Annotated in this window: 11 protein-coding genes; 9 read left to right on the top strand and 2 right to left on the bottom strand. The window is 72.1% G+C overall.

The features are described 5' to 3' along the window. The first annotated feature begins 20 nt into the window (after positions 1-20). The 7 genes from ASC56_RS25000 (at position 21) to ASC56_RS25030 (ending at position 7,649) form a co-directional block, all read left to right on the top strand. Positions 21-1,040, top strand: coding sequence for a Gfo/Idh/MocA family protein (locus tag ASC56_RS25000; protein ID WP_055493772.1), 1,020 nt, complete (start codon positions 21-23; stop codon positions 1,038-1,040). Between the two features lie 163 nt (positions 1,041-1,203). Further along, on the top strand, positions 1,204-2,037 hold the full coding sequence (locus ASC56_RS25005) for a M55 family metallopeptidase (protein WP_055493773.1): 834 nt from the start codon (positions 1,204-1,206) through the stop codon (positions 2,035-2,037). Further along, positions 2,030-3,331 carry a M20/M25/M40 family metallo-hydrolase gene (locus ASC56_RS25010; RefSeq protein ID WP_055493774.1) on the top strand — a complete coding sequence of 434 codons (1,302 nt, stop codon included), beginning with the start codon at positions 2,030-2,032 and terminating at the stop codon, positions 3,329-3,331. Before ASC56_RS25005 ends, ASC56_RS25010 begins: the two co-directional genes overlap by 8 nt. A 15-nt stretch (positions 3,332-3,346) precedes the next feature. Beyond that, positions 3,347-5,311, top strand: coding sequence for an LpqB family beta-propeller domain-containing protein (locus ASC56_RS25015; protein ID WP_055493775.1), 1,965 nt, complete (start codon positions 3,347-3,349; stop codon positions 5,309-5,311). Beyond that, positions 5,308-6,231, top strand: coding sequence for an LD-carboxypeptidase (locus tag ASC56_RS25020; RefSeq protein ID WP_063784999.1), 924 nt, complete (start codon positions 5,308-5,310; stop codon positions 6,229-6,231). Before ASC56_RS25015 ends, ASC56_RS25020 begins: the two co-directional genes overlap by 4 nt. A gap of 275 nt (positions 6,232-6,506) precedes the next feature. Beyond that, positions 6,507-7,079, top strand: a complete 573-nt coding sequence (locus tag ASC56_RS25025; protein WP_159039698.1) for a hypothetical protein — start codon at positions 6,507-6,509, stop codon at positions 7,077-7,079. A gap of 24 nt (positions 7,080-7,103) precedes the next feature. Next, positions 7,104-7,649 (top strand): GNAT family N-acetyltransferase, encoded by a 546-nt coding sequence (locus tag ASC56_RS25030; RefSeq protein ID WP_055493778.1) that lies wholly within the window; start codon positions 7,104-7,106, stop codon positions 7,647-7,649. A 21-nt stretch (positions 7,650-7,670) separates the two neighbouring features. Here the strand turns inward: ASC56_RS25030 and ASC56_RS25035 are convergent, their stop codons facing one another. Then, the gene (locus tag ASC56_RS25035; protein WP_055493779.1) at positions 7,671-9,404 is read right to left on the bottom strand and encodes a cytosine permease; all 1,734 of its coding nucleotides are present in this window, start codon (positions 9,402-9,404) and stop codon (positions 7,671-7,673) included. Between the two features lie 183 nt (positions 9,405-9,587). Between ASC56_RS25035 and ASC56_RS25040 the strand changes: the two genes are divergently transcribed. Continuing rightward, positions 9,588-11,543 carry a DUF5107 domain-containing protein gene (locus ASC56_RS25040; RefSeq protein ID WP_055493780.1) on the top strand — a complete coding sequence of 652 codons (1,956 nt, stop codon included), beginning with the start codon at positions 9,588-9,590 and terminating at the stop codon, positions 11,541-11,543. On the opposite strand, the gene ASC56_RS25045 is transcribed toward ASC56_RS25040, so the two are convergent. Further along, positions 11,540-11,893: a VOC family protein gene (locus ASC56_RS25045; RefSeq protein ID WP_055493781.1), complete on the bottom strand. Its 354-nt coding sequence runs from the start codon at positions 11,891-11,893 to the stop codon at positions 11,540-11,542. The genes ASC56_RS25040 and ASC56_RS25045 overlap by 4 nt on opposite strands. A 105-nt stretch (positions 11,894-11,998) precedes the next feature. On the opposite strand from ASC56_RS25045, the gene ASC56_RS25050 reads away from it, so the two are divergent. Beyond that, on the top strand, positions 11,999-12,499 hold the full coding sequence (locus tag ASC56_RS25050) for a phage holin family protein (protein ID WP_055493782.1): 501 nt from the start codon (positions 11,999-12,001) through the stop codon (positions 12,497-12,499). The last annotated feature ends 3 nt before the right edge of the window (positions 12,500-12,502 follow it).

The following is a 12,502-nucleotide window of genomic DNA, read 5'->3' on the forward strand; positions in this document are numbered from 1 at the left end:
CGAAGGGACGACCTACCACCATGACTCAGCGTGGAACGCTCGGAGTCGCCGTCATCGGGACGGGGAGGATGGGCGCCGACCATGTGCGCCGTATCAGCGAGGTGACCAGCGGGGCGCGGGTGGCCGCCGTCGTGGACGTGGACGCGGAACGGGCCAAGAGCGTCGCGGCCGGTGTCGAGGGCTGCACCGCCCACACCGAACCGGCCGCCGCGATGGCCGCCGAGGACGTCGACGCCGTACTCATCGCCTCGCCCGGCCCCGCGCACGAGGCCGCGCTGCTCGCGGCCTTCGAGCGTGACCTGCCGGTGCTGTGCGAGAAGCCGCTCACCCCCGACGCCGCCTCCGCGCTCAGGATCCTTCAGGCCGAGCAGAAGCTGGGGCACCGGCGCGTCCAGGTGGGCTTCATGCGGCGCTACGACGCCGAGTACATCAAGCTCAAGGCGCTGCTGGACAGCGGCCAGCTCGGCCGTCCGCTGATGCTGCACAACCGGCACCGCAACGCGGCCAGCCCGCCCGGCTTCACCGACGCCATGCTCATCAACGACTCGGTCGTGCACGAGATGGATGTGACGCGCTGGCTGCTCGGCCAGGAGATCACAGCGGTGACGGCGCTGCGCCCGACACCGTCGGACAACGCCCCGGAGGGCCTTACGGACCCGCAGTTCGTCGTCCTCGAGACCGACGGAGGCGCCCTCGTCGATGTCGAGATCTTCGTCAACTGCGGATTCGGCTACCAGGTGCAGGCCGAAGCGGTCTGTGAGCGCGGCACCGCCCGGATCGGCGACGGGCACGCCATGGTGACCAACGCGGCGGGCCGCTGGGGCGGAACCATCGCGCAGGACTTCGTGGAGCGCTTCGCGGAGGCCTACGACCGTGAGGTGCAGGCCTGGGTGGACGCCACCCGGCGCGGCGAGGTGACCGGGCCGAGCGTCTGGGACGGCTATGCCGCGGCGGCGGTCTGCGAGGCGGGCGTGCGCGCCCAGGCGGAGGGCCGCCGCACCGAAGTCGAACTGATCGAGCGCCCCGCTCTCTACCGCTGATCCGGCAGGCGTGCCCTGCGCCGGAGCTCCGGCGCAGGGCACGCCTGCCGCTCCTTCCACGGGGTGGGGTTCTCGCCCATGAGCGAGGCGAGCAGGAGAGGCATGCCACCCGGCCCCCGCGGTTCATAGCCTGTTGCCGGTGCGGCGCGTAACGTGACGGAGCATGAAGATCCTCATCAGCGCCGACATGGAGGGCGCCACCGGTGTGACCTGGCCGGCCGACGTGCTGCCCGGAACGCCGCAGTGGGAGCGGTGCCGTGCGATGTTCACCTCCGACGTGAACGCCGCCGTGCGCGGCTTCCTCGACGGCGGCGCCGACGAGGTGGTGATCAACGAGGCCCACTCGACCATGCGCAATCTGCTCCTGGAGCGGCTCGACGAGCGGGCGCAGATGCTCACCGGCCGTCACAAGTCCCTGTCCATGGTGGAGGGTGTGCAGCACGGGGACGTGGACGGCATCGCGTTCGTCGGCTACCACGCGGGCGCCGGTATGGAGGGCGTCCTCGCGCACACGTATCTCGCCAACTCCATCACCGGTGTCTGGCTCAACGACGTACGAGCCAGCGAGGGACTGCTGAACGCGCACGTGGTCGCCGAGTACGGCGTGCCCGTCATCCTCGTCACCGGCGACGACGTGGCCTGCGAGGACGCGCTCGGGTATGCGCCGGAGGCGCTCAAGGTCGCCGTCAAGGACCATGTCTCGCGGTACGCGGCCGTCTGCCGCACACCGGCCAGGACCGCCGCCGACATCCGTGCGGCCGCCAAGGAGGCGGCCGGTCTGGCGGCGCGTCACGAGCCCGTGTCCGGTGGGCCGTTCACCGTGGCGCTGGAGTTCGACGCGGAGCACCTGGCGATGGCCGCCACCGTCGTGCCGGGCGTGGACCGCGTCGCGGAGCGGAAGGTGGCGTACACGAGCGGGAGCATGTACGAGGCGATCCGCACCTTCAAGGCGGTCACCACGATCGTCTCGGCCGCGGTGGAGGAGCAGTATGGTTGACGAGCAGGCACGGGAGGAGGTCGTACGGTTCACGTCCGACCTCATCCGCATCGACACCACCAACCGTGGCGGCGGCGACTGCCAGGAGCGGCCCGCCGCCGAGTACGCGGCCGCCCGGCTGGCCGAGGCGGGCCTCGAGCCCACGCTCCTGGAGCGCACCCGGGGCCGGACGAACGTCGTCGCCCGCGTCCCGGGCACCGACCCCCGCGCCGACGCGCTGCTCGTCCACGGCCATCTCGACGTGGTGCCCGCCGAGGCCGGCGACTGGAGCGTGCACCCGTTCTCCGGCGAGGTCCGCGACGGCGTCGTCTGGGGGCGGGGCGCGGTCGACATGAAGAACATGGACGCGATGATCCTCGCCGTGGTTCGGAACTGGGCGCGCGCGGGCGTGCGGCCGCGGCGCGACCTCGTGATCGCCTTCACCGCCGACGAGGAGGCGAGCGCGGAGGACGGCTCCGGCTTCCTCGCGGACCGGCACGCGGACCTGTTCGAGGGATGCACGGAAGGGATCAGCGAGTCCGGGGCGTTCACCTTCCACGACGGCACCGGACGGCAGATCTACCCCATCGCGGCGGGCGAGCGCGGCACCGGCTGGCTCAAGCTCACCGCACGCGGGCGGGCGGGCCACGGCTCCAAGGTCAACCGCAGCAACGCGGTCACCCGGCTCGCCGCCGCCGTCGCCCGTATCGGCGCCCACGAATGGCCGCTCAGGCTCACCCCGACCGTACGGGCCGCGCTGACCGAACTGGCCGCCCTCTACGGCCTCGACACCGCACTCGACGACGTGGAAGGCCTGCTGGAGAAGCTCGGCCCCGCCGCCGCGCTCGTGGAGCCGACCGTCCGCAACAGCGCGAACCCGACCATGCTGAGCGCCGGGTACAAGGTCAACGTGATCCCGGGGGAGGCCGTCGCGTACATCGACGGACGCTATCTGCCCGGCGGCGAGGACGAGTTCCGTACCACCCTCGACGAGCTCACCGGCCCGGACGTGGACTGGGAGTTCCAGCACCACGAAGTCGCCCTCCAGGCGCCGGTGGACGCGCCGACGTTCGCGCGGATGCGCGCGGCCGTACAGGAGTTCGCGCCCGAGGGGCACGTGGTGCCGTACTGCATGTCCGGCGGCACGGACGCCAAGCAGTTCTCCCGACTCGGCATCACCGGCTACGGGTTCGCGCCGCTGAAGCTCCCGGCGGGCTTCGACTACCAGGCGCTCTTCCACGGCGTCGACGAGCGCGTCCCGGTGGACGCACTGCACTTCGGCGTCCGCGTCCTCGACCGCTTCCTCAGCTCTTAGTAGGGAGTCGAGAAGATGGTGCGGACCCTGGAGTACGGGGCCTGGCCCTCGCCCATCGACGCGTCACTCGCCGCCGCGCACGACGGGCAGCCGGAGTCGGTGGGCTTCGTCGGCGACGAGGCGTGGTGGATCGAGCCGCGTCCCACCGAGGGCGGCCGCCGCACCCTCGTCCGGCGCACGGCGGACGGCAGGGAGGAGTCGGTGCTGCCCCCTTCGTGGAACGTGCGCAGCCGCGTCATGGAGTACGGCGGCCGGCCCTGGGCCGGGGCGATGCGGCCCGGCGGCCCACTGGTGGTGTTCGTGAACTTCGCGGACCAGCGGCTGTACGCGTACGAGCCCGCGGCCCCCGGTGCCGGGCCGCGTCCGCTCACCCCACTCTCCCCGGTGGGCGGCGGACTGCGCTGGGTGGATCCGCAGGTGCATGCCGAGCGCGGCGAAGTCTGGTGCGTGCTGGAGGAGTTCACCGGCGACGGCCCCACGCACGTTCGCCGGGTGGCCGCGGCCGTACCACTGGACGGTTCGGCCGCACAGGACCGGGACTCCGTACGCGAACTCACCGACGCGCGCCACCGGTTCGTCACCGGGCCTCGCCTGTCGCCGGACGGGCGGCGTGCGGTCTGGCTCGCCTGGGACCATCCGCGCATGCCGTGGGACGGCACCGAGCTCGTCGTCGCCGAGGTCAGAGGCGAGGGCACGTTCGGGGAGCCGCGCACGGTCGCCGGCGGCCCCGACGAGTCGATCGCCCAGGCCGAGTGGGCATCCGACGGCTCCCTGCTGTACGTCAGTGACCGCACCGGCTGGTGGAACCTGTACCGCGACGACGTGCCGCTGTGCCCTCGCGAGGAGGAGTTCGGCGGGCCCCTGTGGAAGGTCGGACTGCGATGGTTCGCGCCCCTGGAGAACGGCCTGATCGCGGTCGTGCACGGCAGGGGCGCGAGCCGGCTCGGGATCCTCGACCCCGACAGGGGCGAGGTGGTGGACACGGCCGGCCCCTGGACGGAGTTCGCCGCCACACTCGCCGTGCACGGCAGCCGGATCGTCGCCGTCGGCGCCGGCCCCCGCAGCGCCTACGAGGTCGTCGAACTGGACTGCCGCACCGGCCGCACCCGGGTGATCGGCGCCGCCCACGAGGACCCGGTGGACCCCGCTCACTACCCCGAACCACGGATCCGCACCTTCACCGGCCCGGGTGGCCGCGAGATCCACGCGCACATCCATCCGCCGCACCACCCCGACCACGTCGCGCCCGACCACGAGCTGCCGCCGTACGTGGTGTGGGCGCACGGCGGGCCCACGAGCCGTTCCCCGCACGTCCTCGATCTGGAGATCGCCTACTTCACCTCACGCGGCATCGGCGTCGCCGAGGTCGACTACGGCGGTTCCACCGGATACGGGCGCGAGTATCGCAACCGGCTGCGCGAGCAGTGGGGCGTCGTCGACGTCGAGGACTGCGCGGCCGTCGCGCTCACCCTGGCGGACGAGGGCACCGCGGACCGTGACCGGCTCGCCGTACGCGGCGGCAGCGCGGGCGGCTGGACGACGGCCGTGTCCCTGACGACCACCGACGTGTACGCCTGCGGGACGATCCTCTACCCGGTCCTGGACCCGGTGAGCTGGGGCTCGGGGGAGACCCATGACTTCGAGTCGCGGTACCTGGAGACACTGGTCGGGCCGTACGCCGAGGTGCCCGCCCGGTACGCCGAGCGCTCACCCCTGGAGCACGCCGACCGGATCACCGCCCCGTTCCTGCTGCTGCAGGGACTGGACGACGCCATCTGCCCGCCCGCGCAGTGCGAGCGTTTCCTGGCCCGGCTGGCGGGGCGGCGGATCCCGCACGCCTACATCGCCTTCGAGGGCGAGGGGCACGGCTTCACACGGGCTGAGACCATGGTGCGTGTCCTGGAGGCCGAGCTGTCCCTGTACGCGCAGGTCTTCGGGCTGAACCCGCCCGGCATTCCCACCCTGGAGCTGACCAAGTGACACCTCTTGTACGGCCGCCCAGGCTCGTCCCCGGTGACCGCGTGGCCGTTGTCGCGTCCAGCGGACCCGTCCGCGAGGAGCGACTCGCCGCCGGGCTCGACATCCTGCGCGCCTGGGACCTGGATCCCGTCGTGGCCCCGCACGTCCTCGACCGGCACCCCGACTTCCCCTATCTCGCGGGCACCGACGCCGACCGGGCCGCCGACCTCCAGTCCGCGTGGTGCGACCCCGACGTGGCGGCGGTGCTGTGCGCGCGGGGCGGGTACGGGGCACAGCGCATGGTGGACCTGCTCGACTGGGCGGCGTTGCGGGCCGCCGGGCCCAAGGTGCTGGTCGGCTTCAGCGACGTCACCGCGCTGCACGAGGCGTTCGCGGCCCGGCTGGGCCTGGCCACGCTGCACGGGCCGATGGTGTCGGCCGTCGACTTCCTCAAGAGCGCACGGGCGCAGGAGCATCTACGGGCGACGCTGTTCGAGCCGGAATCGGTGCGGACCATCAGATCCGGCGGCGCCGCACTGGTGCCCGGCCGCGCCCGGGGAGTCACCCTGGGCGGCTGTCTGAGCATGCTCGCGTCCGAACTCGGCACCCCGCACGCGCGGTCCGGCGCCCGGGGCGGGCTGCTGCTGATCGAGGACATCGGCGAGGAGCCGTACCGCATCGACCGGATCCTCACCCAGCTCCTGCGCTCGGGCTGGCTCGACGGGGTCGCCGGAATCGCCCTCGGCTCATGGGAGGGGTGCGGCCCCTACGAGGAGCTGCGCCCGGTCCTCGTCGACCGGCTCGGCGGCCTCGGGGTGCCGGTCGTGGAGGAGTTCGGATTCGGCCATGGACAGGGCGCGTTGACGGTGCCGTTCGGGGTGGCGGCCGAACTGGACTCGGCGGCAGGGACCTTGACGTTGGAGGTGCCGGCGCTGGCGTAGCGGGCCGCCGGCCCGGTGCCGGACCGGCGCGAGGACACAGATGCGCCGCAACTCACTGTTGTGGCAGGCTCGTTGGGCTGTGGACGGCGGAGCGACGGGGGACGCACGATGCGGCTGCGCGGACGGGACGGTCCGCCGACGGTCATCAACGAGTTCAACGGCGGATCGGCCGACTACGTGGTGATGACCGGGTCGGTGCAGGGGGCATCCATGTGCACCTGCACCGACCGGAGTCCGCGGGGCGTGTCCCGCTGTTCGGGTTCCTCCTCCCGCTCGTGGCTGCCACGGCAGCGGTCTGGCTCTTCATCCTCACGGGCAAGTGGGTGGCGCTCCTCGTCGCGGCGCTGATGGTCGTCGTCGCCGTCCGGCGGGTGCACGCCGCCCAGCGCGGGGCGAGGGGCCGCGACATCTTCCTGCCGGACGCGTGCCTGGACACGACCGCCGCCGTGCTCGCCTCCCGGCTGCGCTCCGTCTACGACCGGGAGGAGCGGCTCGCCCGTATTCACGACCCCGTCCCACTGCGCGTGAGCTGGGCCGAGGCGGACCCGCTGTTCGCGGACCACGGGACCAACATCCTGGACGGCGGGGACGGGCCGCTCGATCTCACCGGTGAACTGCCCGGCGTGGCGAACGCGACGTCTGCGCCCACACCACGCCCGCGGTCCGCTGAGTGCGTCACCCGTCCGGCCCCCACCGGCCGGGCGGTGTCGGCCTTGGCCGTTCATCCTGGTCGTATGAGCGCGAGGACCTCCCGGAGGGCCGGGACGAGCGGCGGGGTGCAGCAGGGGCGGGGGCAGTGGCTGATCGGGGGGCCGTGCGGGGCGCTCTTCGTGAGTCGGCGCGGCTGAGTCCCGTTCACGTACGGTGTCGACGTGCCTGAGACTCATGGATACCTCACCGAAGGCCCCCGCGTGGGGATACGCCACTTCACCCCCGCCGACGGGGCCGAGTTCACCGCCCGGGCACGGGAGAGCAGGGACCTGCACCACCCCTGGTTGTTCCCGCCGGTCACCGCCGCGGCCTACGCCGCGTACGCGGGGCGGCTCATCGAGGACCCGACGAAGGCCGGGTTCCTGGTGTGCGAGAGGGACGGCGGGGGCATCGCCGGCTTCATCAACATCAACAACATCGTCGAGGGCGGCTTCCTGAGCGGGGCCCTCGGATACGGCGCCTTCGCGCACGCCGCCGGGCGCGGGCTGATGTCGGAGGGCCTCCACCTGGTGGTGCGGTACGCGTTCGGGCCCATGGGGCTGCACCGGCTGGAGATCAATGTGCAGCCCCTCAATGCCGCCTCGATCGCCCTCGCCCGGCGCTGCGGCTTCCGGTTGGAAGGCTTCTCACCGGACATGATCTACGTCGACGGTGCCTGGCGGGATCACGAGCGCTGGGCCATCACCGCCGAGATGGTCCGGAAGTGATCCCGCCACCGGTCCGGCTCCTCAGCGCTCGGACCGGACCGTCGGCATGGCGAGGTCGACCGCACCGGTGTTCGGACCGCCCTTGCAGGAGTCGTGGCAGGCCTTCTCCAGGCTGCAGCACAGTGAGCAGATCGCGCCGGAGTGGTACGGGCAGCGCGCCATGTCGGGACGTTCGAAGGTGTCCGCGCACACCGAGCAGGTGAGCGTCGCCGCGGAAGGCAGTCCCTGGGGGTCGAGCAGTGGCTCGTCCAGGTCGTCGCGGCGGGCGATGTAGTACTTGCCCCGGGTCAGCACCGCGAACAGCGGGGAGAGCACCATCGCCAGGAACAGCGCGATGAACGGGGAGTAGGCCTTGCCCAGGGCGCCGAAGGCCTCGAAGTACGCGGCGATCGAGACCGCCGAGGCGATCAGCATCGAGCCGAAGCCGACCGGGTTGAAGTGGTGGAGGTGGGCCCGCTTGAACTCGATGTAGGACGGACTCAGCTTCAGCGGCTTGTTGATGACCAGGTCCGCCACCACCGCGCCGATCCACGCGATGGCGACGTTCGAGTAGAAGCCCAGCACTGTGTTGAGGAACCCGAACACGCCGCCTTCCATCAGCGCGAGCGCGATACCGACGTTGAGGAAGATGTAGACCACACGCCCGGGGTGACGGTGAGTCAGCCGGGAGAAGAAGTTCGACCAGGACAGCGAGCCCGAGTACGCGTTCGTCGAGTTGATCTTGATCTGGGAGAGGATCACGAAGAACGTCGCAAGGCCGAGGGCGACCGGCGCGGCGAAGGTCCTGAAACCGTGGACGTACTGCTGGATGGGCTCGTTCGCCTGGGCGAGCCCCACGCTGCCGGCGATGCAGAAGGCCAGGAACGCCCCGCCGATCTGCTTCGCCGCGCCGAGCACCACCCAGCCCGGGCCGGCGGAGAGCACCGCGCCCCACCACTTCTTCGCGTTCTGCGGCGTCTTGTCGGGCATGAATCGGAGGTAGTCGACCTGCTCACCGATCTGCGCGATCAGTGACAGCGCCACGCCCGCGCCCGCGCCGACGCCGAGCAGGCTGATACCGGAGCCGGTCGGCGAGTTCCCGGCGAAGTGGGTGAACTCCGAGAACCTGCCGGGCTCCTGGATCGCGATCGACACGAACGGCGCGACCATGAGGACCAGCCAGATCGGCTGGGTCCACACCTGCATCTTCGACAGCGCCGTCATCCCGTAGATCACCAGCGGCAGGATGACCAGCGAACAGACGAGGTAACCGATGGCCAGCGGGATGTGCAGGCCCAGCTCCAGGGCCTGCGCCATGATCGACCCTTCGAGGGCGAAGAAGATGAAGGTGAAGCTGGCGTAGATGACCGATGTCAGGGTGGAGCCCAGATAGCCGAAGCCGGCGCCCCGGGTCAGCAGGTCCATGTCGATCGAGTACTTCGCCGAGTAGTACGAGACCGGAATGCCGGTGAGGAAGATGACCACCGCCGCGGCGAGGATCGCCACCATGGCGCTGGAGAAGCCATGGGAGATCGCGATCGAGCCGCCGATGGCGAAGTCAGCGAGATACGCGATACCGCCCAGGGCCGTGGTGGCCACCACGTACGGAGTCCACCGGCGGAAGGACTTCGGGGCATACCGCAGCGAGTAGTCCTCCAGCGTGTCGTTGTGCGTCCAGCCGTTGTAGGTCCGGCCCGCCGCGTCGGCCTGCCCGGCCTTCGTGTCGGCCGCTTCCGGCGGGGACGCCGGCGTCCGGTCGTCGACGATCTCCGTCACGACTCCTCCTCCTCGCACGCAGGAAGTCACCTCCCGACGGCCCGGGAGGAGTTCCACGGAAGAGTCCCGCCGCAATATTTCCCGACCGTTTCGAAGCCTTTACGAAGCTCCGGGGATCCGGGCGCCTTTGCGGAATCCTGACCGGCAGAGCCCCTGGTCAGGTCATCGGCGGCCGGGTTCCATGTGGTGGTGACGACGATCCGACGTGACGCAGTGACGCTGCCCGCCGCGGCGCTGGGCCCCGACAATCCGCTGCCCCCGTTGCGGCCGCTCGACGAGGTGCACCGCATCGAGGACCGGGACAGGGAGGACCTGCCGGGCGACATGGCCCGGCAGATCGGCTACGCGCCCCTGCGGGGCCTGCTGCCCGTACGGCTGCGCGACGGCTACGGCAGAACACGGGAGCCCCGGCGCATCGACACCCTCGTGATCGAGAACGACCGGCTGCGCGCCACCGTGCTGCCCGGCCTCGGCGGGCGGGTCGCGTCGCTGTTCCACAAGCCGACCGGCCGCGAACTCCTCTACCGCAACCCGGTCTTCCAGCCCGCCTCCTTCGCACTCAACGGTGCCTGGTTCTCCGGTGGCATCGAGTGGAACATCGGCGCCACCGGCCACACCACCCTCTCCTGCTCACCCCTGCACGCGGCCCGGGTCACCGCGCCCGACGGCGGTGAGATGCTGCGCCTGTGGGAGTGGGAGCGCCTGCGCGACCTGCCCTTCCAGGTCGACCTCTGGCTGCCGGAGGGCTCCGACTTCCTCTACGTCGGCGTCCGCGTCCGCAATCCGCACGAGGGGCCGGCGCCGGTGTACTGGTGGTCCAACATCGCCGTACCGGAGGAGTGCCGGGTCCTGGCCCCGGCCCAGGAGGCCTGGCACTTCGGATACACCCGCCGGCTGCGCCGGGTGCCGGTGCCGTCGTACGACGGTGTGGACCGCACCTACCCCCTCAACAGCGCCCATGCCGCCGACTACTTCTACGAGGTGCCCGGTGGACGCCGCCGCTGGATCGCCGCGCTCGGCGAGGACGGTCATGGGCTGGTGCAGACGTCGACCGATGTGCTGCGCGGGCGGAAACTGTTCGTCTGGGGCACCGGTGCCGGGGGGCGCCGCTGGCAGGAGTGGCTCACCGAACCGGGCACCGGCGGCTACTGCGAGATCCAGGCCGGGCTGGCCCGCACCCAGCTGGAGCACGTACGGCTGGACGCCGAGAGCGAGGTGTCCTGGCTGGAGGCCTACGGGCCACTGAGCGCTCGGCGGGAGGGGGAGTGGAACGCCGTTGTTCGGGGCGCCGAGGCACGGCTGGAAGCCGCCCTGCCGCGTGCCGCGGTCGACGCCGCGTACGAGGCGTGGAAGCCGTACGCCGACGTCGATCCGGCAGAGCAGCTCGCCGTCGGTTCCGGCTGGGGGGCGCTCGAAGTGAGGCGCTCCGGCGCCAAGTTGCCGGGCACGCCCTTCGAGGAGTCGACGCTCGGCGAGGCACAGGCGCCCTGGCTGGAGCTGTTGCGGTCCGGTTCCTTCCCCGAGCCGCGGCGGGTCGGGCCGCCGGGTGAGACGCTCGTGGCGCCGCACTGGCGGGACATGCTGGAGACCGCGCCCGCACGGCCCCTGACGGAGTATCACCTCGGGGTCGCCCAGTGGCATGCGGGCGACCGCGCCCAGGCGGTGCGCAGTTGGGAGCGCGCCCTGCACCTGGCGCCGTCGCTCTGGCCCATGCTGCGCTGTCTCGCCGTGGCCGACCAGGAGGCAGGACACCGCGAGCGTGCCGCCGACCGGTACGCCGAGGCGTTCGACGACCTGTGCCAGGAGCGGCGCGACGCCGGGGAGAGCTGGACGGCCGCCACGGCGGCGCTCGGCCGCGAGGCGATCGAGGCGCTGCTGGCGGTGGGCCGTACCGAGGACGCGCGCGCCGTGTGGCGGCGGCTGCACCCCGCGACGCGCGGGCGCGGCCGCTTCCGGCTGACCGAGGCCCGGATACTGCTCGCGCAGGGTGACCGGGACGGCGCCCGGGCCCTCCTCGACGCCGGGTTCGAGGTCGAGGACCTGCGGGAGGGCGCGGAGACGATCGGCGAACTGTGGGCCCGGATCACCGACGAACCACTCCCGGCACGCTACGACTTCCGGATGCGGCCCGAGGACTAGGCGGCCGGTCGGCGGTCCACGTACTCGTACACCGCTCCGTCCGGATGGGCCGCGAGCAGATTCCGGCCCGCCGGCGTCGGCACCGGGCCCGCGATGATGCGGGCGCCGAGGTCGGTCAGCACCCGGTGGGCCTCGTCCACGTCCTGGACGGCGATCGTGGCCGCCACCTTGCGCAGCACCTCCAGCTCCGACTCGGGGCCGCTCATCAACAGGAAGCAGCCGACCGCGGCCACCTGGACACCGCCGCGTTCGAACCGGAGAGCTCTGCCGCCCGCGAGACGCTCGTAGAAGGGGACCGCGGTGTCCAGATCGTCGACGCAGATACGCAGCGAGGCTCCGAGAATCTCCATGGGTACGAGCCTAGTTGGGGGTGGCCCGGGAGGAGATCGATTCGGACCGATCGCGGGCGCGCGCACGCGGCGTTACGGGCGCTCGGGCCCGGGTACTCGGCGGCCATGAACCGCATGGATCACCTGGAACATCTGGACAAGCACCTGGTCGACGAACTGGCGCAGGTGGCCCGTGAGGCCGTGCGCGACGAGCTGCGCGCGCAGACGCGCAAGCAGCGCCGCACGGCCGCGCTCTACGCCGCGTCCGGCGCCGTCGGCCTGTACGCGGGCGCCGCGCTGGCACTCGCCCTCGGTCTGGCGCTGGGGCTCGCCCTCCCCGCCTGGGCCGCCGCGCTGATCATGGCGGCGGTGCTGGGTGTGGCCGCGTATCTGCTGCGCGGCGCAGCCCGTTCGGGCGGCCACGGGGCCGTGTCGCCGGCAACCGGCGGCGGGGTCACCGGCGGTACGCCGTCGAGGGGGCCCGGGACGCCGTACCCGCCGATGCCGCCCGTCGCGCCCGGGGCCCCGGGGACCGGAGCTCCGACGCCGGGCATCCCCGACGCGGCCGCGCCGGGTGCCGCAGCGCCCGGACCGGACCCGGGGACACCGCACCACCCGGACCGGTGAGAG

This window comes from Streptomyces sp. TP-A0356 (assembly GCF_001417775.1).
Taxonomy (GTDB): domain Bacteria; phylum Actinomycetota; class Actinomycetes; order Streptomycetales; family Streptomycetaceae; genus Streptomyces.

Excerpts from the sequence above, each read along its gene's own strand:
- ASC56_RS25000 (WP_055493772.1), top strand. The coding sequence starts at position 21 with ATGACTCAGCGTGGAACGCTCGGAGTCGCCGTCATCGGGACGGGGAGG.
- ASC56_RS25005 (WP_055493773.1), top strand. The coding sequence starts at position 1,204 with ATGAAGATCCTCATCAGCGCCGACATGGAGGGCGCCACCGGTGTGACC.
- ASC56_RS25010 (WP_055493774.1), top strand. The coding sequence starts at position 2,030 with ATGGTTGACGAGCAGGCACGGGAGGAGGTCGTACGGTTCACGTCCGAC.
- ASC56_RS25015 (WP_055493775.1), top strand. The coding sequence starts at position 3,347 with ATGGTGCGGACCCTGGAGTACGGGGCCTGGCCCTCGCCCATCGACGCG.
- ASC56_RS25045 (WP_055493781.1), bottom strand. The coding sequence starts at position 11,893 with ATGGAGATTCTCGGAGCCTCGCTGCGTATCTGCGTCGACGATCTGGAC.
- ASC56_RS25050 (WP_055493782.1), top strand. The coding sequence starts at position 11,999 with ATGAACCGCATGGATCACCTGGAACATCTGGACAAGCACCTGGTCGAC.